18 protein-coding genes are annotated in these 21,088 nt (G+C 68.4%); 11 read left to right on the plus strand and 7 right to left on the minus strand.

Annotated elements, in window-relative coordinates; all coding sequences use genetic code 11:
• Window positions 1-124 precede the first annotated feature (124 nt).
• Together DIE08_RS26675 and mmsB are read left to right on the plus strand one after the other, a co-directional pair.
• Window positions 125-1,651 (plus strand): CoA-acylating methylmalonate-semialdehyde dehydrogenase, encoded by a 1,527-nt coding sequence (locus DIE08_RS26675; RefSeq protein WP_124904492.1) that lies wholly within the window; start codon window positions 125-127, stop codon window positions 1,649-1,651.
• 358 nt (window positions 1,652-2,009) lie between these two features.
• On the plus strand, window positions 2,010-2,900 hold the full coding sequence (mmsB, locus tag DIE08_RS26680; RefSeq protein ID WP_124904494.1) for a 3-hydroxyisobutyrate dehydrogenase: 891 nt from the start codon (window positions 2,010-2,012) through the stop codon (window positions 2,898-2,900).
• A gap of 112 nt (window positions 2,901-3,012) precedes the next feature.
• Here the strand turns inward: mmsB and DIE08_RS26685 are convergent, their stop codons facing one another.
• The 4 genes from DIE08_RS26685 to DIE08_RS26700 all read right to left on the minus strand — a co-directional run bounded on the left by DIE08_RS26685 (window position 3,013) and on the right by DIE08_RS26700 (window position 7,854).
• On the minus strand, window positions 3,013-3,345 hold the full coding sequence (locus tag DIE08_RS26685; RefSeq protein ID WP_059524879.1) for a hypothetical protein: 333 nt from the start codon (window positions 3,343-3,345) through the stop codon (window positions 3,013-3,015).
• Window positions 3,346-3,559: 214 nt separating this feature from the next.
• The gene (locus DIE08_RS26690; RefSeq protein WP_124904496.1) at window positions 3,560-5,995 is read right to left on the minus strand and encodes a c-type cytochrome; all 2,436 of its coding nucleotides are present in this window, start codon (window positions 5,993-5,995) and stop codon (window positions 3,560-3,562) included.
• The gene (locus DIE08_RS26695; protein WP_124904498.1) at window positions 5,985-6,491 is read right to left on the minus strand and encodes a (2Fe-2S)-binding protein; all 507 of its coding nucleotides are present in this window, start codon (window positions 6,489-6,491) and stop codon (window positions 5,985-5,987) included. The genes DIE08_RS26690 and DIE08_RS26695 overlap by 11 nt, the downstream gene beginning before the upstream one ends.
• Window positions 6,492-6,684: 193 nt before the next feature.
• Entirely contained in the window at window positions 6,685-7,854 is a 1,170-nt protein-coding gene (locus DIE08_RS26700; protein WP_124904500.1) for an FAD-dependent monooxygenase, read from the minus strand.
• A gap of 298 nt (window positions 7,855-8,152) precedes the next feature.
• Here DIE08_RS26700 and DIE08_RS26705 point away from each other — a divergent pair, with 298 nt between their 5' ends.
• The 5 genes from DIE08_RS26705 (at window position 8,153) to DIE08_RS26725 (ending at window position 13,999) form a co-directional block, all read left to right on the plus strand.
• Window positions 8,153-8,905, plus strand: coding sequence for an Asp/Glu racemase (locus DIE08_RS26705; RefSeq protein ID WP_124904502.1), 753 nt, complete (start codon window positions 8,153-8,155; stop codon window positions 8,903-8,905).
• Between the two features lie 26 nt (window positions 8,906-8,931).
• Window positions 8,932-9,762: an alpha/beta fold hydrolase gene (locus tag DIE08_RS26710; protein ID WP_124904504.1), complete on the plus strand. Its 831-nt coding sequence runs from the start codon at window positions 8,932-8,934 to the stop codon at window positions 9,760-9,762.
• Between the two features lie 47 nt (window positions 9,763-9,809).
• Window positions 9,810-10,850: a 2,5-dihydroxypyridine 5,6-dioxygenase gene (locus DIE08_RS26715; protein WP_124904506.1), complete on the plus strand. Its 1,041-nt coding sequence runs from the start codon at window positions 9,810-9,812 to the stop codon at window positions 10,848-10,850.
• Window positions 10,851-10,869: 19 nt separating this feature from the next.
• Entirely contained in the window at window positions 10,870-11,517 is a 648-nt protein-coding gene (locus DIE08_RS26720) for an isochorismatase family protein (RefSeq protein WP_124628362.1), read from the plus strand.
• Window positions 11,518-11,719: 202 nt separating this feature from the next.
• Window positions 11,720-13,999 (plus strand): molybdopterin cofactor-binding domain-containing protein, encoded by a 2,280-nt coding sequence (locus DIE08_RS26725; RefSeq protein ID WP_124904508.1) that lies wholly within the window; start codon window positions 11,720-11,722, stop codon window positions 13,997-13,999.
• 36 nt (window positions 14,000-14,035) lie between these two features.
• Here the strand turns inward: DIE08_RS26725 and DIE08_RS26730 are convergent, their stop codons facing one another.
• Entirely contained in the window at window positions 14,036-14,482 is a 447-nt protein-coding gene (locus tag DIE08_RS26730) for a MarR family winged helix-turn-helix transcriptional regulator (RefSeq protein WP_059598821.1), read from the minus strand.
• 548 nt (window positions 14,483-15,030) lie between these two features.
• Between DIE08_RS26730 and DIE08_RS26735 the strand changes: the two genes are divergently transcribed.
• Both DIE08_RS26735 and DIE08_RS26740 read left to right on the plus strand, forming a co-directional pair.
• Complete coding sequence (locus tag DIE08_RS26735) at window positions 15,031-16,338, plus strand: MFS transporter (protein WP_124904510.1); 1,308 nt, start codon at window positions 15,031-15,033, stop codon at window positions 16,336-16,338.
• Window positions 16,339-16,748: 410 nt separating this feature from the next.
• The gene (locus tag DIE08_RS26740; RefSeq protein ID WP_059598774.1) at window positions 16,749-17,513 is read left to right on the plus strand and encodes a DUF4397 domain-containing protein; all 765 of its coding nucleotides are present in this window, start codon (window positions 16,749-16,751) and stop codon (window positions 17,511-17,513) included.
• A 51-nt stretch (window positions 17,514-17,564) separates the two neighbouring features.
• On the opposite strand, the gene DIE08_RS26745 is transcribed toward DIE08_RS26740, so the two are convergent.
• Entirely contained in the window at window positions 17,565-18,113 is a 549-nt protein-coding gene (locus tag DIE08_RS26745) for a DUF3005 domain-containing protein (RefSeq protein WP_124904512.1), read from the minus strand.
• A gap of 192 nt (window positions 18,114-18,305) precedes the next feature.
• Window positions 18,306-18,560 carry a hypothetical protein gene (locus DIE08_RS35745; RefSeq protein ID WP_082728785.1) on the minus strand — a complete coding sequence of 85 codons (255 nt, stop codon included), beginning with the start codon at window positions 18,558-18,560 and terminating at the stop codon, window positions 18,306-18,308.
• Window positions 18,561-18,797: 237 nt separating this feature from the next.
• Between DIE08_RS35745 and DIE08_RS26760 the strand changes: the two genes are divergently transcribed.
• Both DIE08_RS26760 and DIE08_RS26765 read left to right on the plus strand, forming a co-directional pair.
• Window positions 18,798-20,330, plus strand: a complete 1,533-nt coding sequence (locus DIE08_RS26760) for an NCS1 family nucleobase:cation symporter-1 (RefSeq protein ID WP_124904514.1) — start codon at window positions 18,798-18,800, stop codon at window positions 20,328-20,330.
• Between the two features lie 22 nt (window positions 20,331-20,352).
• Window positions 20,353-21,081 (plus strand): aspartate/glutamate racemase family protein, encoded by a 729-nt coding sequence (locus tag DIE08_RS26765; protein ID WP_124628374.1) that lies wholly within the window; start codon window positions 20,353-20,355, stop codon window positions 21,079-21,081.
• Window positions 21,082-21,088 lie beyond the last annotated feature (7 nt).

A 21,088-nucleotide genomic window follows, 5' to 3' on the forward strand; every position in this document is an offset into this window, starting at 1 on the left:
GCATCGACATACGCCGGCCCGTCTTTACCCGGTTTTCCATACGACTTGCCGTCCGCCGTGGCTGCACGCGCGACGGACGCAAGCCACCCCTTTTTCGTCGCACCATCGTTTCCCGGAGAGTTCCATGAACGCCGCAGTTCCCCAGACCACCCTCGCCCTGCCCACCGCCAAGCTGCTGATCGACGGCGCGTTCGTCGATTCGCAAAGCGCCGAATGGGGCGACATCGTCAACCCCGCGACGCAGGAAGTGATCGGCCGCGTGCCGTACGCGACGCTCGACGAGGTCGATGCCGCGATCGCGTCCGCGCAGCGCGCTTTCCAGACCTGGAAGACGACGCCGATCGGCGCGCGGCTGCGCATCATGCTGAAGTTCCAGGATCTGGTGCGCCGCAATCTCGAACGGATCGCGCACACGCTGACGGCCGAGCAGGGCAAGACGCTGCCCGATGCGCAGGGCGACATCTTCCGCGGCCTCGAAGTGGTCGAGCACGCATGCTCGATCGGCACGCTGCAGCAAGGCGAATTCGCGGAGAACGTCGCGGGCGGTGTCGACACCTACACGCTGCGCCAGCCGATCGGCGTGTGCGCGGGCATCACGCCGTTCAACTTCCCCGGCATGATCCCGCTGTGGATGTTCCCGATGGCGATCGTGTGCGGCAACACGTTCGTGCTGAAGCCGTCCGAACAGGATCCGCTGTCGACGATGCAGCTCGTCGAACTGGCGATCGAGGCCGGCGTGCCGCAAGGTGTGCTGAACGTCGTGCACGGCGGCAAGACGGTGGTCGATCGCCTCTGCACGCACCCGGACATCAAGGCGATCTCGTTCGTCGGCTCGACGCGCGTCGGCACGCACGTGTACAACCTCGGCAGCCAGCACGGCAAGCGCGTGCAGTCGATGATGGGCGCGAAGAACCACGCGGTCGTGTTGCCGGATGCGCATCGCGAGCAGTCGATCAACGCGCTGGTCGGCGCGGGCTTCGGCGCGGCCGGTCAGCGCTGCATGGCGACGTCGGTCGTCGTGCTGGTCGGCCGCGCGCGCGACTGGCTGCCCGATCTGGTCGAGAAGGCGAAGGCGCTGAAGGTCAACGCCGGCGCCGAAACCGGCACGGACGTCGGCCCGGTCGTGTCGAAAGCGGCGAAGGCGCGCGTCCTGTCGCTGATCGACGCGGGCGTGAAGGAAGGCGCGACGCTGCTGCTCGACGGCCGCGACGTGAAGGTGCCCGGCTACGAGCAAGGCAACTTCGTCGGCCCGACGATCTTCTCGGGCGTGACGACCGACATGTCGATCTACACGGAAGAAATCTTCGGGCCGGTGGTGGTCGTGATGGAAGTCGACACGCTCGACGAAGCGATCGCGCTCGTGAACCGCAACCCGATGGGCAACGGCGTCGGCCTCTTCACGCAGAGCGGCGCGGCCGCGCGCAAGTTCCAGAGCGAGATCGACGTCGGCCAGGTCGGCATCAACATCCCGATCCCGGTGCCGGTCCCCTACTTCAGCTTCACCGGCTCGCGCGGCTCGAAGCTCGGCGATCTCGGCCCGTACGGCAAGCAGGTCGTGCAGTTCTATACGCAGACGAAGACGGTCACCGCGCGCTGGTTCGACGACGACGCGACGGCCGGCGGCGTGAACACGACGATCGCGCTGCGCTGATCGCGAAGCATGGGACCGGGCGAAGCGCTTAAGCGTCTAGTTCGGTTGATCGTGAAGCATGGGACCGGGCCAAGCGCCAAAGCGTCAAGTTCGGTTGATCGCGAAGCATGGGACCGGACCAAGCGCTGAAGCGTCAAGTCCGGTTGATCGCGAAGCATGGGACCGGACCAAGCGCTGAAGCGTCAAGTTCGGTTGATCGCGAAGCATGGGACCGGACCAAGCGCTGAAGCGTCAAGTCCGGTCGACCGCGAAGCATGGGACCGGACCAAGCGCTGAAGCACCAAGTCCGGTCGACCGCGAAGCATGGGACCGGACTAGGCGCTAAAGCGCCAAGTCCGGTCGACACTGGAGCCTGTACATGGAAATTGCATTCATCGGACTCGGCAACATGGGCGGCCCCATGGCCGCCAACCTGCTCAAGGCCGGACACGCCCTGACGGTGTTCGACCTCGACGCGAACGCAGTCGACGCCGCGACGCGCGCGGGCGCGACGGCGGCCGCGTCGCCGCGTGAGGCGGCCGCCCGCGCGTCGCTGGTGATCACGATGCTGCCGGCCGCGCAGCACGTGCGCGCGGTTTATCTCGGCGACGACGGCGTCCTGGCCGGCGCGCGCGCCGGCGCAACGTTCGTCGACTGCAGCACGATCGATCCGGGCACCGTGCGCGCAGTGGCCGACGCCGCCGCGCAACGCGACTTCCCGCTCGCCGATGCGCCAGTGTCGGGCGGCACCGGCGGCGCGCAGGCCGGCACGCTGACCTTCATGGTCGGCGCGGAAGGCGCGCTGTTCGAGCGCATCCGCCCGGTACTGCTCGACATGGGGAAGAACGTCGTGCACTGCGGCGGCACCGGCACCGGGCAGATCGCGAAGATCTGCAACAACCTGCTGCTCGGGATCTCGATGATGGGCGTGTCGGAAGCGATGGCGCTCGGCGCCGCGCTCGGCATCGATCCGGCTGTGCTGGCCGGCATCATCAACACGTCGACCGGCCGCTGCTGGAGTTCGGACGCATATAACCCGTACCCGGGCGTGAACGACTCGGCGCCCGCCGCGCGCGGCTACTCGGGCGGTTTCGCCGCGAACCTGATGCTGAAGGATCTCGGGCTCGCGACCGAAGCCGCGCGCAGCGCACGGCAACCGGTGTGGATGGGCGCGCTCGCGCAGCAGCTTTATCAGTCGATGAGCCAGCAGGGGCTCGGCACGCTCGACTTCTCCGCTTGCGTGAAGCTGTACGAAGCGCACCCCGCGTAACGCGGCCGACGGACGTGCGCCGACCCGCGATGCCCATCAACGGCATCGCGGGTCGATTCACTTCCGGAGCAACGCGGGCGCGCAGGCCGCGGCCGCACGGGCGACGCGGCGCTTATCCGCGCGGGTTCGACGCCGTCTCGAAGGTCGGATGGCACTCGAACGCGAGTTCCGAGCGCGCGTCGACGCGGCGGCCGCCGGTCACGGACTCCTGCTTCAGGCTCGCGCGCATGCCGCGCTGCGTGCAATAGTTGGTCGCTTCGTTGACGGCTTTTTCATGGGCGTCGGCCCACGTCGTCGACACGCCGAGCGTGCGCGTCGTCACGGTGAAGACGTTCGGGTTCGACGTCGTGGTCACGTCGGAAGCGGTCGAACACGCGGCGAGCAAGCATGCAGCGGCCGCGATGGTCAACCCTCGCAGGGATCGAAAAGGTACAGGGATGGACATGGGAGGCAAGCGCACGTCGATTCGACGGCATTGAGCAACATAGGCGACAGTATGCCTGCCCGATTGCCGGAGATCATGCCCTTTTCGGTGAACACATTGTTTCGAATGGTTAAACGATGGGTGATCCAGGCAAGATTTACGGGCCGCGTCGCGCCTGGCGTTGCCCCGTGAGTCGCTTTTCCCGGCCGCCGTGCGCCTTCTTCACGTGCGCCGGTCAGTGCGAGCGCGCCTGCCGGATTGTCGCCGAGGCCTCCTCCAGGTTTTGCCACGCCGGTTGACCGGGCGCGTAGCGCGCGCGGATATATGCGGCGAGCTCGGCCATCTGCCGGTCGTCGAACGCGTCGCGGAAGCCCGGCATGTAGCCGAGCGCGTCGGTGGCCGGATGGTCGATCCCGTCGTGCAGCACACGCAGCAGGTTGTCGGGCGCCGCCTGGCTGACGCTCGTGTTGAGCCCCATCAGCGGACGCACGCCGAAATGCCCGACCCCGCCCGATTCCGCGTGACACACCGCGCACGCGGCATCGAACGCACGCCGGCCGCTCTCGAGGCCGAGCGTCGCGACGGCTTCCGCACCGTGCGCACGGCGGGTCGCCGCGTCGGCCGCCATGGCCGCATCGACGGGCGGTGACAGCGACGTCAGATAATGCGCGATCGCCCGAACGTCCGATTCGGGCAGCGCCGCGAGCCCCGCGACGACCGGCGCCATCGGCCCGGCCGCGACGCCGTGCTGGGCGGAGAAACCGGTGCGGAGGTAGTCGAACAGCGCGCCTTCGGTCCACGGCACCGGCGACGCCGGCGACGCGATGAGCGGCGGCGCGACCCATCCCTCGGCCTCGCCGCCGGCCAGGTACGCGCGCCCGCCCTGTTCCGCACCGAGCGCGTTGCGCGGCGTGTGGCACGCGCCGCAGTGCCCGGCGCCGTCGACCAGATACTTGCCGCGATTCCACGTCGCGGAGCGCGCCGGGTCCGGTGCGAACGGCCGCGCATCGTGAAACAGCCAGTTCCATCCGGCGACGAGGCGCCGCTGGTCGAGCGGGAACGGCAGCTTCGTCTTCGGCGGTGCATGCGTCACCGGCGGCTGCGACATCAGATAGGCATAGAGCGCGAGCAGGTCGGGCTCGCTCAACTTCGCGAACGCGGTGTACGGAAATGCCGGATACAGATGCGATCCGTCGCGGCCGATGCCTTCGCGCATCGCACGCGCGAACGCCGGATACGACCATGCGCCGATGCCGGTTTCCGGATCGGGCGTGATGTTGGTCGTGTAGATCGTGCCGAACGGCGTGTCGAGCGCGAGACCACCCGCGTTGGGCGCCCCGCCGGGCGTGGTATGACAGACCGCGCAATCGCCGGCGAGCGCAATCAGGCGGCCGCGTTCGAGCGTCGCCGCGCTCCACATCGCGCCGTCCGCACCGCCAGCCGCGACCGGCGCAATCGGTGCCGGGCCCGGCAGGATCGCGCACGCGAGCCCGATCAGCCCGCCGACCACCCCGCCCGCGCCGCCACCGGCCAGCCAGCGGCGCCAGCGCGATGACGCACGACGCGGCGTGCCGGAATGGCTCTCACCTGAATCGACCGGCGCCGGCCGGGCCAGCGCCTCGCGAATGCGCGCGGCATCGAACGGCGGCGCGCGAAAACGCACGCCCGTCGCGTCATGCAGCGCGTTCGCGATCGCAGCCGCGGCCGGCGCAGCGGCCTGCTCGATCCGTTGCGCATCGTATGCCGACAGCGACCGGATGCGATCCGCGCCCGGTGCGGCGGCGTCGAACGCGACGAGTTCATGCGCGATCGCATCCGGCGCGACATCGCCGCCGGTCTCGTCATGGGCCGGCCGTGCGGACAGCCGTGCGCCCATCACGCGCGAAATCGCCGCCTCGATCTGCCATGCGGGCAAGCCCGCCATCGACGCCTGCCCAGGTTCGCCCGCGCCCTGCCCGGCGACGACGCGGCGCACCGCGACGTCGCCGGTCGCGCGATCGACGTCGAGATCGACGACCCACGCGGACCAGTGGGGGGCGTTGTCACCGCCCGCATCGGTTTGCGGGTTTTCGTCCGCGGACAGCGCATCGGGCGCACCGGCACCGTCGAACGCAAAGCCGCGTCCGCTCAAGCGGTCAGGCATGCGGGCCGTCGCCGGTTCGCCCCACGCGGCGCGTTCGCTGACCATCCGGATAATCTCGCGCGGCCCTGCATCGCGCGACGCATCGAGATGCTGCAGACGCAATGCGACCGGATCGCGCTTCAGTGCACCGGCCAGCTCGTCGACGAACGATTCGCGCGCGAATGCGTGCGCGTGGCCGGGAATCGTGTGGTGGGTGTCGGCCATCTCGATCGACGTCTGCGCATGTCGATAGACGAACGGCGACGATGGCGTCGACACCCCGCCCTCCGCCGTCGCGCGCCGCGCGTCCGCCACCGTGCCGGCCTGCGCGCGATAGCGCCACGTCGTCATCCGGCCGTCGGCGGCGGTCCGTGTTTCGACATCGAACGACGCCTGCGCGCGCGCATCGCCGATCGGCCACTCGTAACGCGCGCGATGCGTGCGCGCCGCGTCGTCCGCACGCCGCGCCGAACCCACCGCCACTTCATCGCATCGCACATCGCCTGCATCCGTTTCGGGCGGCGCGAGCACGCTCGGGTCATGCTTCATCGCCGTCGTCCCGCAGATAGCGCGCGGCCCGATGCACCGCGCGGATGATCTCCAGGTGCGTGCCGCAGCGGCAAAGATTGAAGCGCAGCGCGTCGCGGATCGCTGCATCGTCCGGCGACGGATTGCGGTCGAGCAGCGCTTTCGTGCTCATGATCATCCCGTTGAGGCAATAGCCGCACTGTGCGGCCTGCTCGTCGATGAAGGCGCGCTGGATCGAATGCGGCGCCTCGCGCGCGCCGAGCCCTTCGAGCGTCGTCACGTCGCGCCCGTGCGCGGCGGCGGCCGGCACGACGCACGCGCGTGTGGCCTGCCCGTCGACCAGCACCGTGCACGCGCCGCACTGCCCGAATCCGCAGCCGTACTTCGGGCCGTTGAGCGCGCAGTCGTTGCGCAGGATCAGCAGAAGCGGCGCGTCGGGCGCGGCTGCGTCGAACGTATGCGGCATGCCGTTCACGCGAAAAGCGAGCGGCCGCGACGGGGAAGCGGGATGGGACATGAACGGGTCCGGAATGGGGGCGCTGGCCGGAAGACCGGCGGGCCGATGCCTGGGGCCGGCGGCGGGCACGGCCGCCGGCTCGCGATGGCCGGCGTCGCGCACAGCGCTCAGGTATAACACGCCGAAATGCGCGCGTATCGCCGCATCGATCGACGATGCGGCGGCGTGGCATCCGGCTCGGACACGGCGCGTGTCAGGCGACGGCCGCCACGTTGCCACGCGACGGCGACGGCGACGGCGACACGAGCGGCACGTCGAACACGTCGTAGCCGAACACCCACGACGGATCCTCGTTCGTGCGCAGCCACGTGTTGTTGTGCGACACGAGCTGCACCTTCGACGCGCGTGCCGCGCGATTCGCCTCGTACAGCGCGAACGCGCCTGCGTGATCGCCGATGCCGACTTCGTCGAGACAGCGCGCGAGCATCGCCGCATCCTCGATCGCCATCGCCGCGCCCTGCGCCATGTGCGGCTTCATCGGATGACACGCATCGCCGAGCAGCACGAGGCGGCCGCGGCTCCACAACGGAAGCGGGTCGCGTTCGAGCAGCGGCCACTTGGTGATCGAGGGCGACACGTCGATCAGATGCTGGATGTCGGCATGGAAACCCGCGAACGCCTCGCGCATTTCATCGCGGCTGCTGTCGACCATCGACACGCCTTCCGGCCACTCGGCCTGCGGCACGCCCGTCACGTAGTAGTACTCGTCGCGCTTCTCGGTCACGTAGTAGACCATCATGTGACGATCCTCCGACCACCACTTCACGCACATGTCGTACGGCTTGTTGCCGAGCAGCGATGCCGGGAACACCGCGCGATGCGCAACGTAACCCGTATAGCGCGGCGGTTCCGCGCCAAGCAGATGCTCGCGGATCCGCGAATTCACGCCGTCCGCGCCAATGACGATGTCGGCCGTGTCGACGCTGCCGTCGGTGAACGTCAGGCGCACCGCGTCTCCGGTGTCCTCCACCGACGCGAGCCGCTTGCCGAAGCGGATCGTGCCGGGCGTCACCGCCTGCGTCATCAACGCATGGAAATCGCCGCGGTGCACGGTCAGGTAGCTCGCGCCATAGGTCGTGCGCGCGTAGTCGCCGAGCGGAATTTTCGACAGCACGTCGGCCGTCCGCCAGTCGCGGCTGTACCAGCAATCCGGATGGGAACCCATCTTCTCCAGCGCGTCCTCGCAGCCGATGCGCCGCATGATCTTCATCACGTTCGGGCCGAGATGAATGCCCGCGCCGAGGCGCGAGAACGCCGGCGCCTGCTCGTACAGCGCGACATCGTAGCCGCGGCGCTGCAGCAGCGCCGCGGCGGCCGTGCCGCCGAGACCGGCGCCGATGATTGCGATACGGGGTTTGCTCATGCGGATCTCCTGATCGTGAGCCCGTCGCCGAACGCGGTACGAGAACGGGCGGATTGAATGGCTTGCATGTAGCGTACACACTCAATTTATTCAGGACAAGCGGATTGTTTTTGGCAATCCAGTTATTCGGGAAAACACCAATGAATTCACGAATTCATGCAGTAATCAACGATGACGGCCGGACGGAAATCTTTTTGATCCATTGTCATTTTCAAATGTACACACTAGACTTTGCTCGAAACCAGGCGATCTCGCGCCAGCGTGCCGCCCCACTCTTACCGACACGGAGCCTCCCGTCATGAACAAGACCTACCGCATCGGCCAGATCGTGCCGAGTTCCAACACGACGATGGAAACCGAGATTCCCGCGATGTTGCGGTTGCGCGAGGCGATCCGGCCCGAGCGCTTCACGTATCACTCGAGCCGGATGCGGATGAAGAAGGTCGTCAAGGAAGAACTCGCGGCGATGGATGCCGAATCCGACCGCTGCGCGGTGGAGCTGAGCGATGCGCGCGTCGACGTGCTCGGCTACGCGTGCCTCGTCGCGATCATGGCGATGGGCCACGGCTATCACCGCGTGTCTCAGGCGCGCCTCACGAAGCACACGGCGGACAACGGCGCGCAGGCGCCCGTGCTGACGAGCGCGGGCGCACTCGTCGACGCATTGAAGGTGATCGGCGCGAAGCGCATCGTGGTGGTCGCACCGTACATGCTGCCGCTGACCGAACTCGTGGTCGACTACATCCGCAACGAAGGCTATGAAGTGATCGCGTACCGCGCGCTCGAGATTCCCGACAACCTCGAAGTCGGCCGCCACGACCCGGCACGCCTGCCGGACATCGTGAAGACGCTGCCGTACCAGGAGGCCGATGCGATCGTCCTGTCTGCGTGCGTGCAGATGCCGTCGCTGCCGGCGGTCGCGACGGTCGAGGCGATGACGGGCAAGCCCGTGATCACGGCCGCGATCGCGACGACCTACGCGATGCTGCGCGAACTCGATCTCGAACCGGTCGTACCCGGCGCCGGCGCGCTGCTGTCCGGCGCGTACTGAGCATCCCGCCACTTCGGAGCCTCTCCATGCCCTCGACTTTCCTGTACGGCGCGAACATCCGCGCGAACGGCATCCGCCAGCACTATCTGCGCTACGGCGGCGCGACGGGCGCACGCGCGTCGCGCCCCGCGATCGTGCTGATTCCCGGCATCACGAGCCCCGCGATCACGTGGGGCTTCGTCGGCGACGTGTTCGGCGCGGCATTCGACACCTATGTGCTCGACGTGCGCGGCCGCGGGCTGTCCGACGCGTCGCCGTCGCTCGACTACGGCCTCGACGCGCAGGCCGACGACATCGCGGCGCTCGTCGCCGCGCTCGGCCTGCCGCGCACGAGCCTCGTCGGCCATTCGATGGGCGCGCGGATCGCCGCGCGCGCGGCGCTGCGCGGCATCGGCGGGCTCGAGTCGGTCGTACTCGTCGATCCCCCGGTGTCGGGCCCGAACCGCCGCGACTATCCGGGCAAGCTGCCGTGGTACATCGACTCGATGGCGCTCGCGCGCGCCGGCACCGACGCCGGAGGGATGCGCGCGTTCTGCCCGACCTGGACCGATGCCGAACTGCAACTGCGCGCCGAATGGCTGCATACCTGCGACGAGCGCGCGGTGCGCACGTCATACGAAGGCTTCCACACCGACGACTTCCACGCGGATGCCGCGCGACTGACCGTGCCGTCGCTGCTGATCACGGCCGAGCGCGGCGACGTGGTGCGCGACGACGACGTCGCCGAACTGCAGCGCGCGACGCCGTCGATGCGGCACGTGCGCGTGCCCGACGCGGGCCACATGATTCCGTGGGACAACGCGGCGGGCTTCTACGCGGCGTTCGGCGATTTCCTCGGCGCGCCGCTCGCGGCCTGATCGCGCGGCGCCCACCCCTTTCTCTCACGCCTTTACCGGAGCCGACGATGCCAGTCAGCGATACCCAACTGATCGACGCGTGGAAGCAGGTCCTCACGCTGTCGCGCCTCGAACCGGGCCAGACCGTCACGATCCTGACGAGCGCGGCCACCCATCCGCAGACGCTGTCGTGCGCGCTGATCGCGACGCAATCGATGGGCGCGATCGTCAACCGGCTCGACCTGCCGCCCGCCAATGGCGACAAAGCGTTCAGCCGGGACCCGCTCGCGTATCTCGGCACGACGCCGCTGACCGGCAACAAGGCCGCGATCGCCGCGCTGCGCGAGAGCGACCTCGTGCTCGACCTGATGACGCTGCTGTTCTCGCCCGAACAGCACGACATCCTGAAAGCGGGCACGAAGATCCTGCTCGCGGTCGAGCCGCCCGAGGTGCTGGTGCGCATGGTGCCGACGCTGGCCGACCGTACGCGCGTGCTCGCCGCTGCGAAAAAAATCGCTGCCGCGCGCGAGATGCGCGTGACGTCGGCCGCCGGCACCGCGCTGGTATGCCCGCTCGGCGAGTTTCCGCCGACGGCCGAATACGGCTTCGTCGACGCGCCGGGCCGCTGGGACCACTGGCCGAGCGGCTTCGCGCTGACCTACCCGAACGACCGCACCGCGCGCGGCACGATCGTGATCGACCGCGGCGACATCCTGCTGCCTCAGAAGCACTACGTGAGCGAGCCGATCGCGCTGACCGTCGAAGGTGGTTACGCAACGCGCATCGAAGGCGGCGTCGACGCCGACCTGCTGCGCGACTACATGGAAACCTTCGCCGACCCCGAAGGCTATGCGATCTCGCACATCGGCTGGGGGTTGCAGCCGCGCGCCCGCTGGTCGACGCTCGGCCTGTACGACCGCGAGGCGACGATCGGGATGGATGCGCGCGCGTTCGAAGGCAACTTCCTGTTCTCGCTCGGCCCGAACAACGAAGGCGGCGGCAGCCGCACGACGACCTGCCATGTCGACATCCCGCTGCGCCGCTGTACGGTCGAACTCGACGGCGAGACCGTCGTGCGCGAAGGCCGCGTGACCGATCAACCCGCCTGACAGACGAGTGCCCGACACCATGACCGATCTTTCCCACCACGCCGAAGCGAACGTCTACCGCCAGCAGGGTTTCGGCACGCCGCTGCCGCCGCACGGCAACATAGGGCTGCTGATCGTCGACTTCGTGGTCGGCTTCGCCGATCCCGCGACGTTCGGCGGCGGCAACATCGCGCCGGCGATCGCGCGCACGACGCGGGCGCTCGCGCTCGCGCGCGAACGCGGCTGGCCGGTCGCGCACAGCCGCATCGTGTATGCGGACGACGGCAGCGACGACAACGTGTTTTCGCTGAAGGTGCCGGGCATGGCGACGCTGACCGAGCACCATCCGAACAGCGCGATCGTGCCCGAACTCACGCCCGCCGCCGGCGAACTCGTCGTGCGCAAGACCGTGCCGTCGGCGTTCTTCGGCACGCAGCTCGCACCCTGGCTCGCGCAGCGTGCGGTACAAACGCTGCTCGTTGCCGGCGCGGTGACGAGCGGTTGCGTGCGCGCGAGCGTGGTCGACGCGATGTCGCACGGGTTCCGTCCGCTCGTGCTCGCAGATTGCGTCGGCGATCGCGCGATCGCGCCGCACGACGCGAACCTGTTCGACATGCAGCAGAAATACGCGGCCGTGATGCCGCTCGACGATGCGATCGCGGCAATCGATGCCGTGCACGCGCGCTGAGCCGCCGCGCCGCGCGGGCGGCGGCCCGGCCGTCGCCCGCACCCTCACCCGCCCGTGATTGACGCTGCGGTTTTGGCGACCTAGATTGACCGCGTGCGCCGTCGCGCAAGCCCAGGCCGTCACCGCGCGCGCGGCACGCCGCGTCCGCGCACCAAAGCCCGCGCGCCCGCCGACCGCCCCTCCCCGACAGGACACCTCGATCGTGAACCGCTCCGAACTGCTTGCGCGCGACGGCTGCCTGACCGTGATCCGGCCACCCGCGCCGCCCGTCAAGCCGGCGCCCGGCCAACCGGGCAGCCTGTCGTCGTACGTGCCGGCGCTGCCCGAGGTGTTCGTCGCGATTCTCGACGACGGACGCATCCTCGCGTTCAACGGCCACGTCGATCTCGGCACCGGCGTTCGCACGTCGCTCGCGCAAATCGTTGCCGAGGAACTCGACGTGCCGCCCGCGCGCGTGACGATGGTGCTCGGAGATACGGCCGCGACACCGAACCAGGGTCCGACCATCGCGAGCGCGACAATCCAGATTTCCGCGACGCCACTGCGTTGCGCGGCCGCTCAGGCACGGCACGCATTGCTGGCGCTGGCCGCCGAGCGTTTCGGTGTCGACCTCGCGCAGTTGAGCATCGACGACGGAACGATCTCCGCGCCGGCACACGGGCACGCCGCGACGTTCGCCGCGCTCGTCGCGGGGCACCGCGTCACGCTGACGCTCGACCCGGGCGCCCGCACGAAGGACCCCGCCCACTACCGGATCGTCGGCCGATCGTCGCCGCGCGTCGACCTGCCCGCGAAAGCAACGGGCCAGCTCACGTTCGTGCATGACATGCGCGTGCCGGGCATGCTGCATGGCCGCGTCGTGCGGCCGCCGTATGCGGGCCACGACAGCGGCGCGTTCGTCGGCACGTCGCTGGTCGACGTCGATCGCGCGTCGGTCGCCGACGTGCCGGGGCTCGTCGCGGTCGTCGCGATCGGTGATTTCGTCGGCGTCGTCGCCGAGCGCGAGGAACACGCGATCCGCGCGGCGCGCCAGCTGCGCGTCGCATGGCGGCCGCATCCCGCGCTGCCGCCGCTCGATACGCCCGCGGCCGCGATCGCCGCCGCGCCCGCGCAACGCCGCGTGCTGCTCGACGAAGGCGATGTCGACGCGGCACGCACGCAACCCGACACGATCACGGTGTCGCGCACCTATGCATGGCCGTTCCAGATGCACGGCTCGATCGGCCCGTCGTGCGCGCTCGCCGACTATCGCGCGCCGGGCGACGGCCGGATCACCGTATGGTCCGGCACGCAGAACCCCGTATCGCTGCGCTACGACCTCGCGACGCTCGTGGCGCGCGACGAGGCCGATTTCGACATCGTGCGAATGGAAGCAGCCGGCTGCTACGGCCGCAACGGCGCGGACGACGTATGCGGCGACGCGTTGCTGCTGTCGCGCGCGGTCGGCCGTCCGGTGCGCGTGCAACTGTCACGCGCGGACGAACATCTGTGGGAACCGAAGGGCGCCGGGCAATTGATGCGGGTGACGGGCACCGTGACGCGCGACGGCCGCCTGCTGGGCTACGACTTCACGACGCGCTATCCGTCGAACGACGCGCCGCTCCTCGCGACGCTCCTGACCCGCGCGATCGCGCCCGAGCCGCGCGTATTCGAGATGGGCGACCGCACTGCCGTGTCGCCGTATGAAAGCCCGAACCGTCGCATAGTCTGCGAGGATCTCGCGCCGCTCGTGCGCGCATCGTGGTTGCGCGGCGTGTCGGCGTTGCCGAACTCGTTCGCGCACGACGCGTTCATCGACGAATGCGCGGCGCTGGCCGACATCGATCCGCTCGCGTTCCGGCTTCGGCATCTCAAGGACACGCGCGCGAGCGAACTGCTGCAGGCCGTGGCCGATCGCGCGGGCTGGACGCCGCGCGCGGGCCGCAACCATGAACACGACGGATCGCGCGTCATGCGCGGACGCGGCGTCGCGTATGCGCGCTACGTGCACAGTCGCTTCCCCGGTTTCGGCGCGGCATGGTCCGCATGGATCGTCGACCTGAGCGTCGATCGCGTGTCCGGCGAAATCCGCATCGAACGCGTGACGGTCGGCCAGGACACCGGCACGATGATCAACCCGGACGGCGTGCGCCACCAGATTCACGGCAACGTGATCCAGGTATTGAGCCGCACGCTGAAGGAGCGTGTGCGGTTTGCCGAAGGCAAGGTCGCGTCGCGGGAATGGGCAAGCTATCCGATCCTGACGTTCGACGAAGTGCCGGAGGTCGACGTGGTGCTGATGCCGCGGCAAGGCGAGCCGCCGCTCGGCGCGGGCGAATCGGCGTCGGTGCCGGGGCCCGCCGCCGTCGCGAACGCGCTGTTCGACGCGACCGGCGTGCGCTTCTACGCGCCGCCGTTCACGCCCGAGACGGTGCGCGCCGCGCTTCGCGAGGCCGGCCGGCTTCCCGGTATGAAAGCGCCTGTCCCAGCACGCGCCGTGTAAGGGAGGTATGCGTCGAGGGCCCCGCCGCGCCGCGCGTCACGCGTCGCCGTCGGCCTCCATCATCTTGCGCAGCAGGTACTGCAATGCGACGCGCTCGCCCGGATTGAGCGGCCCGTACGTGCGCTCGGTCACCTGCCGCGCGAACGGCACCGTGCGGTCGATCAGCGCGAGGCCTGCCGCGGTCGCGCGCACGATCAGCTTGCGGCCGTCGTTCGGGTCGGGCAGCACCTCGATCAGCGCGCGCGTCTTCAACCGATCGACGACGCCGCGGATCGTCGCCTGGTCGATCGCGGTCGCCTTGACGATGTCGTTCAGCGAACACGCCTGCTTTTCCTTGACCGCGCACAGCGCGACGAACTGCGCGGCCGTCAGGTCCGAATCGGGGATCGCTTCCTGGAAGATCGCAACGTGCCGCTGGTAGGCGCGGCGCAGCAGGTGCCCGACCTGGTCGTGAAAGTCGTAGGAATCCTTGGAAGACGCCATGAAGATGAAGGCCCGCGCGGCATGAATGAGAAAGGCAAGCAGTGTACACCCTCGAATCGGCACGATCGTTCGCGCGCCGGCCGCTTCGTTGCGGTACGTCAGGTTCGTCGCGCCCTTTCCGTCTTTCACCTGACGATTGCCCGACCGCGCAGGCCCGCTCACGAAAATCGCACCGCGGGGCCAGCCATTCGCGCCGTTCGGCGGGTCGCCGGACGCACGAAGCCGGGCGCACGTATGCGCAGCGCCGGAGCACTTGCGTGCATACACTTCACTTTTGAGTGCATACGCACGAATTTCGTGCATCCGGACCCGTTCACGACGCTCACCGAGATACGTGCATTTTTCCGAATAATTCCCCGAAAAACATGAGGTTTATCCGGCCCATCAAGCGATCTTCATCCGTCCGTTTTCATGCCTGTCCGATTCCGTATTTTCTAGTGTGTACGCTATGTAATTGGCGTGCTATACAGACTCCAGCGCGCGGTGAATCTTCGCTCGCGTCGAACGGCCACCCACTTCATCCGTCACATTCGAACAGGGGCAATCCCATGTCTACCGCACACCCGAGCGCCGCCGTCTCCGCCGACGACACGCTGCACGGCGCGCTCTACCGCAAGGTCACGCTGCGCCTGATCACGCTGTTCTGCCTGTGCTATTTCGCGGCCTATCTCGACCGCATCAACATCGGGCTCGCGAAGCTGCAGATGCTCGACGCGCTGAAGTTCAGCGACACCGTGTACGGGCTCGGCGCCGGCCTGTTCTTCGGCGGCTACATCCTGTTCGAAGTCCCGAGCAACCTGGTGCTGCAGCGCGTCGGCGCGAAGCTGTGGATCGCGCGGATCATGATCACGTGGGGCCTGCTGTCGGGCGCGACGATGTTCGTGCAGACGCCGATGCAGTTCTACGTCGTGCGCTTCCTGCTCGGTGCCGCCGAAGCCGGCTTCCTGCCCGGCGTGCTGTTGTACCTGACGCAGTGGTATCCCGATGCGCGCCGCGCGCGGATCGTCGCGCTGTTCATGGTCGGCCTGCCGCTGTCGAGCATGATCGGCAGCCCGATTTCCGGCTGGATCATGCGCGCGTTCGACGGCGCGCACGGGCTCGGCGGCTGGCAGTGGCTGTTCCTGCTCGAGGCATTGCCGTCGGTGCTACTCGGCTTCGCGGTACTGCGCTGGCTGCCCAATGGCATCGAAACCGCGCACTGGCTGAACGCCGACGAAAAGCGCGCGCTGCGCGCGAACCTCGACGCCGACCCGTCCGGCAACAAGAGCCATGCGCTCGGCCGCGCATTCACCGACCCGAAGGTGTGGGCGCTCGGCCTCATCGACCTGTGCGTGCTGCTCGGGCTGTATGCGGTGAGCTTCTGGCTGCCGACGATCCTGCGCGACACCGGTGTGAAGGACGCGTATCACATCGGCTGGCTGATGGTGATCCCCAATGCCGCGGCCGTTCTCGCGACGCTATATTGCGGCGCGAGCTCCGACCGTGCGCGTGAGCGCCGCTGGCATATCGTCGTGCCGTTCCTGGTGTCGGCCGTCGCGCTCGCACTTGCCGCCGCGTCGTCGCACGGCACGCTCGCGACCGTGCTGCTGTTCTCGTTGATCAACGCGGGCGCGGCCGCCGCGATGCCGGTCGTCTGGGCGTTGCCGTCCACGTTCCTGAAGGGCTCGGCCGCGGCCGGCGGGATCGCGTTCGCATGCTCGATCGCGAACCTCGGCGGCTTCGGCAGCACTTACTTCATCGGCTGGCTGCGCGACACGTTCCATTCGCAAAGCGCGGGACTGTATGCCTTCGCCGCATGCATGCTGGTCGGTTGCGCACTCGCGCTCGCGTATCCGGCGAAGCTCGTGAATCGCTGATGCACATCACGCGCGCGGCGCCGCCAGGTCGTCGCGCGACTGCACGATTCTCCTCATATCGATGCGCACGCAACGATATGCGCAAAAATCGTCGCCCGCAGCGCACAACGTTCGACGTTTGAAACGCCCTTGCGGCGCGCGTCGCTCTCTCGCTGGTTGCATCGCCTTTTTACAAGCATGCAACCCGGACTCGCACGATCCGGCACGGCACGCCACTGCACTGCGCGCCACACCTTCGCCATACGGGCCCGCGCGCCGATTCCGTCGCGCGGGCACGTCGCTTGCGACATCCGTGCGCCCGCCACCCCGGCGGACGGCAATTCCTTCCTTCAATCCGGCGCTGCGTACCGCGCGATGCCTCGCGCGGCAACACCGCATCGCAATCAGGCTCCCTGAACGAGAGGACGACAATGAAATCCATTCGAACGATAGTGGCCCTGTGCTCGGTCATTTCCGTGCTCGCGGCATGCGGCGGAGACGGCAACGACGTCGGCACCGAACTCGGCATCTCGAAACCGCAGGCGCGCTTCATCAACGCGGTGCCGGCCGGCCCGAATCTCGATTACTACCTGAATGCGAAGGTCGACGCGTCGGGTGTCGCGTACAAGGGCGTGACCCGCTATCACGACATCGACTCGGGAACGACGACTGCAAGCTACGACATCTCGGGCACGACCGCGACGGTCGCGTCGCAATCCTTCGGCGCGGCGAACGGCCATCACTACACCACGATCGCATTGCCCAGCACGTCGTCGGCGATTTCGGTGATCGACGATCCGTTCGACAAGAAGCTCCTGTCCGACAAGGCGCGCGTGCGCAGCTTCAACGCGTCGCCGAACGCGCAGAACGTCGACGTGTACGTCGTGCCTCCCGGCACCGACATCAACGCGCAAAGCCCGACGCTGGCGGGCGCGGCGTATCAGAACGCCGTGCCGGCCTCCGGACAGGATTCGATCTACCTGAACGGCGGCAGCTACCAGGTGATCGTCACGACGGCCGGCAGCAAGACGCCGATACTGAAGACCGCGCCCGTGAGCATCAACAACAACGCCGACTGGCTGCTGGTGACGATTCCGTCGGGCGGCATCGGCGACGTGACACCGAACGACGTCCACGTGCTCGTCGCGCAAGGCAACGATGCGGACACGTCCGCGCAGGAACTCGGCCCGCAGTAATGGCCATCGGCGGACCGCCGGCCGGCGGTCCGCCCGGCACCCATCGATACGTCAGTCGGTCCGCTCGAGGCGGATCACGTGCTCGGCCCGCGTGCTGTCGCCATGCTCGACATCGACGTCGCCGACATACCGGACGCGCCAGCCCGGCCGCGTCGCGATCTGCGGCACGTTACCGCCCGGCCGGCTCTCGATCCCGCCGAGCCCTTCGTCGGGCGTGTCGACCGCGTCGTCGAGCGACGCGTTCGAATAGATCACGTTGTCGTGCCACTCGGTCGCGCCTGCGCGCGCCTCCAGGCCCTTGCCGTCGACGTCGACCGTGTTGTCCGTCATCGCCATGTTGGCGTTGTCGAGCGTGACGATCCGGCCGGCCGCGCGACGCACGGGGTCGCCGCTGTCGACCGCATGTGCGTCGACGTCGATCGGCGGCAGGCCGGTCGGCATTTTCGCCGCGACCGCCTCCGGCGTCAGCGGCCGCTTCGCGACCTCGGCAACCTGGGTCGCCGCATCCGGCATGTCGCCGGCCGCCGGCGTCTTCACCGGGCTCTTCTCGATCTGTTCTCGCTGCTGTTCCGGGGTTGGATTCGATTCCGCGTTCTGCATCGCACCTCCTGCTCCCGACGGCGTGCGCCGGCATGACGCATGCCGGCGCCGCGCCGGGAATCGCTACAACGGTCCTTGCAAATCTTTCACGCGCGGCGCACTGTCCGCGCGTCCTGGGACGCACGGACCGAGCCGCAATGCCGTCACGGCGGCACGGGCAACCTGCCCGCGCACGCCGCGCGCACCCGCCGATCAGCCGCCGCTTGCGCCCGTTGGCGCGGATGCCGCGCCCGGCATGCTCGCCTCGCCGCCGGCCGCGCCGCTGCCCGGCATGCCCGACGGTGCGGTGGACGGCGCCGGCGCCATGCCGCCGGTGGCGCTCGTGTCCGAACTCGCGCCGGTGCCCGTGTCGCTCTTTTTCTGACAACCCGCACCCGCTGCCAGACCGGCGATCAGGATGCCGGCGAAGACGGCCCGCGATACGTGACGAATGGAATATCGCTGCATGACACCTCCGCTGATGTCGATGTGGATGGAACCCGCCGATACGCAATTCGCATGCCTCGCCGCCGATCCAGCCCCATTCATTTTTCAAATGACGCCTACCCGAATATTTAATTTCCCATCGCCGTGCCCGCCGCCCATACTCGCGAACAAATCCGAGACATAACGTCCACGGCGGCCGGGCCCGCGCTGCGTGCACACGCTGCCGGTTCGCGCCCCGCACATGGAAGGAGACACGGCGTGCAACTGGAAGCCACCCACCGCGCGGGCATCGTGCCCGGCGCGGACGACGCATTGCATCGAACCGATACGGCCACGCGCGATCTCGCGCTGAGCCCGCGACTACACAATGCCGACCTTGCGCCCACCAAGGCCGAGGGCCGCACCTGGGGCCGCTACAGCATCTTCGCGCTGTGGACCAACGACGTGCACAACATCGCGAACTACTCGTTCGCGATCGGACTGTTCGCGCTCGGCCTGTCGGGCTGGCAGATGCTCGCGTCGCTCGCGATCGGCGCCGTGCTCGTGTATTGCTTCATGAACCTCACCGGCTACATGGGCCAGAAGACCGGCGTGCCGTTCCCGGTGATCAGCCGGATGAGCTTCGGCATCTACGGCGCGCTCTTGCCCGCGATGATCCGCGCGGTGATCGCGATCGCATGGTTCGGAATCCAGACCTATCTCGCATCGGTCGTGCTGCGCGTGCTGCTCACCGCGATCTGGCCAGGCCTCGCCGCCTTCGACCAGGATGCGATCCTCGGGCTGTCCACGCTCGGCTGGATCACGTTCGTCGCGATCTGGCTGGTGCAGATCGGCATCCTCGCTTACGGGATGGAGATGGTCCGCAAGTACGAGGGGCTCGCCGGCCCGGTCATTCTCGTCACGACGCTGTCGCTCGCCGCATGGATGTTCAGCCGCACCGGCGGCCATCTTGCAATGTCGATCGGCAAGCCGATGACCGGCCTGAAGATGTGGATCGAGGTGTTCGCGGGCGGCGCGCTGTGGCTCGCGATCTACGGCACGCTGGTGCTCAACTTCTGCGATTTCGCGCGCTCGTCGCCGAGTGCGAAGACGGTGCGGGTCGGCAACTTCTGGGGCCTGCCGGTGAATATCCTGGTGTTCGCGGCGATCAGCTTCGTGCTCGCGGGCGCGCAGTTCAAGCTGAACGGCCAGATCATCCACAGCCCGACGGAAATCATCGCGACGGTGCCGAACAAGCTGTTCCTCGTGCTCGGCTGCCTCGCCTTCCTGATCGTGACGGTCGCGGTGAACATCATGGCGAACTTCGTCGCGCCGGCCTTCGTGCTGACGAGCCTCGCGCCCCACCGCCTGACGTTCCGCCGCGCAGGCCTGATCAGCGCGACGGTCGCGGTGCTGATCCTGCCGTGGAACCTGTACAACAGCCCGGTCGTGATCGTCTATTTCCTGTCCGGCCTCGGCGCGCTGCTCGGCCCGCTGTACGGCATCATCACGGTCGACTACTGGCTCGTGCGCAAGCAGCGCGTGAACGTGCCGGATCTCTATACCGAAGCGCCGACCGGCGCCTATTTCCATACGCGCGGCGTGAACCGCAAGGCGCTTGCGGCCCTCGTGCCGTCCGCGCTGATCTCGATCACGCTCGCCGTCGTGCCGGCCTTCAGCGCGATGACGCCGTTCTCCTGGCTGCTCGGCGCGGCCATCGCGGGCAGCGTGTACTGGCTGACGGCCGATCGCAAACGGCAATACGAGGAGCGCTCGGGCGAACACATCGCGGTCGCCTGCGCCCGACACTGAACGCAGCATACGGAGTGCACCGATGAGAATCCTGGTAGTCAACGTCAACACGACCGAATCGATCACCGACGCCATCGCCGCGCAGGCGCGCGCCGCCGCATCGCCCGGCACGGAGATCGTCGGGCTGACGCCGCGCTTCGGCGCGGAGTCGGTCGAGGGCAACTTCGAGAGCTACCTCGCGGCGATCGCCGTGATGGACCGCGTGTTGAGCTACGACGAGCCATACGACGCGGTGATCCAGGCCGGCTACGGCGAACACGGCCGTGAAGGGCTGCAGGAACTGCTGACGGTGCCCGTCGTCGACATCACCGAAGCGGCCGCGAGCGTCGCGATGCTGCTCGGCCACCGCTATTCGGTCGTCACGACGCTCGACCGCACGGTGCCGCTGATCGAGGATCGCCTGAAGCTCGCCGGACTCGATGCGCGTTGCGCATCGGTGCGCGCGAGCGGTCTCGCGGTGCTCGAACTCGAGGAGAACCCGGCCCGCGCGATCGAGTCGATCGTCGACCAGGCCGCGCGCGCGGTGAAGGACGATCACGCGGAAGTGATCTGCCTCGGCTGCGGCGGGATGGCCGGCCTCGACCGGCAGATCGAGGAATGCACGGGCGTGCCCGTCGTCGACGGCGTGTCGGCCGCGGTCGCCCTCGCCGAGTCGCTGGTGCGCCTGAAGCTGAAGACGTCGAAGGTGCGCACGTATGCGCCGCCGCGTCCGAAGCGGATCGTCGGCTGGCCGGGCACCTTCGCCAGATGACGGGCCG

The sequence above is a fragment of the Burkholderia sp. Bp9004 genome (assembly GCF_003858025.1).
GTDB lineage: Bacteria > Pseudomonadota > Gammaproteobacteria > Burkholderiales > Burkholderiaceae > Burkholderia > Burkholderia diffusa.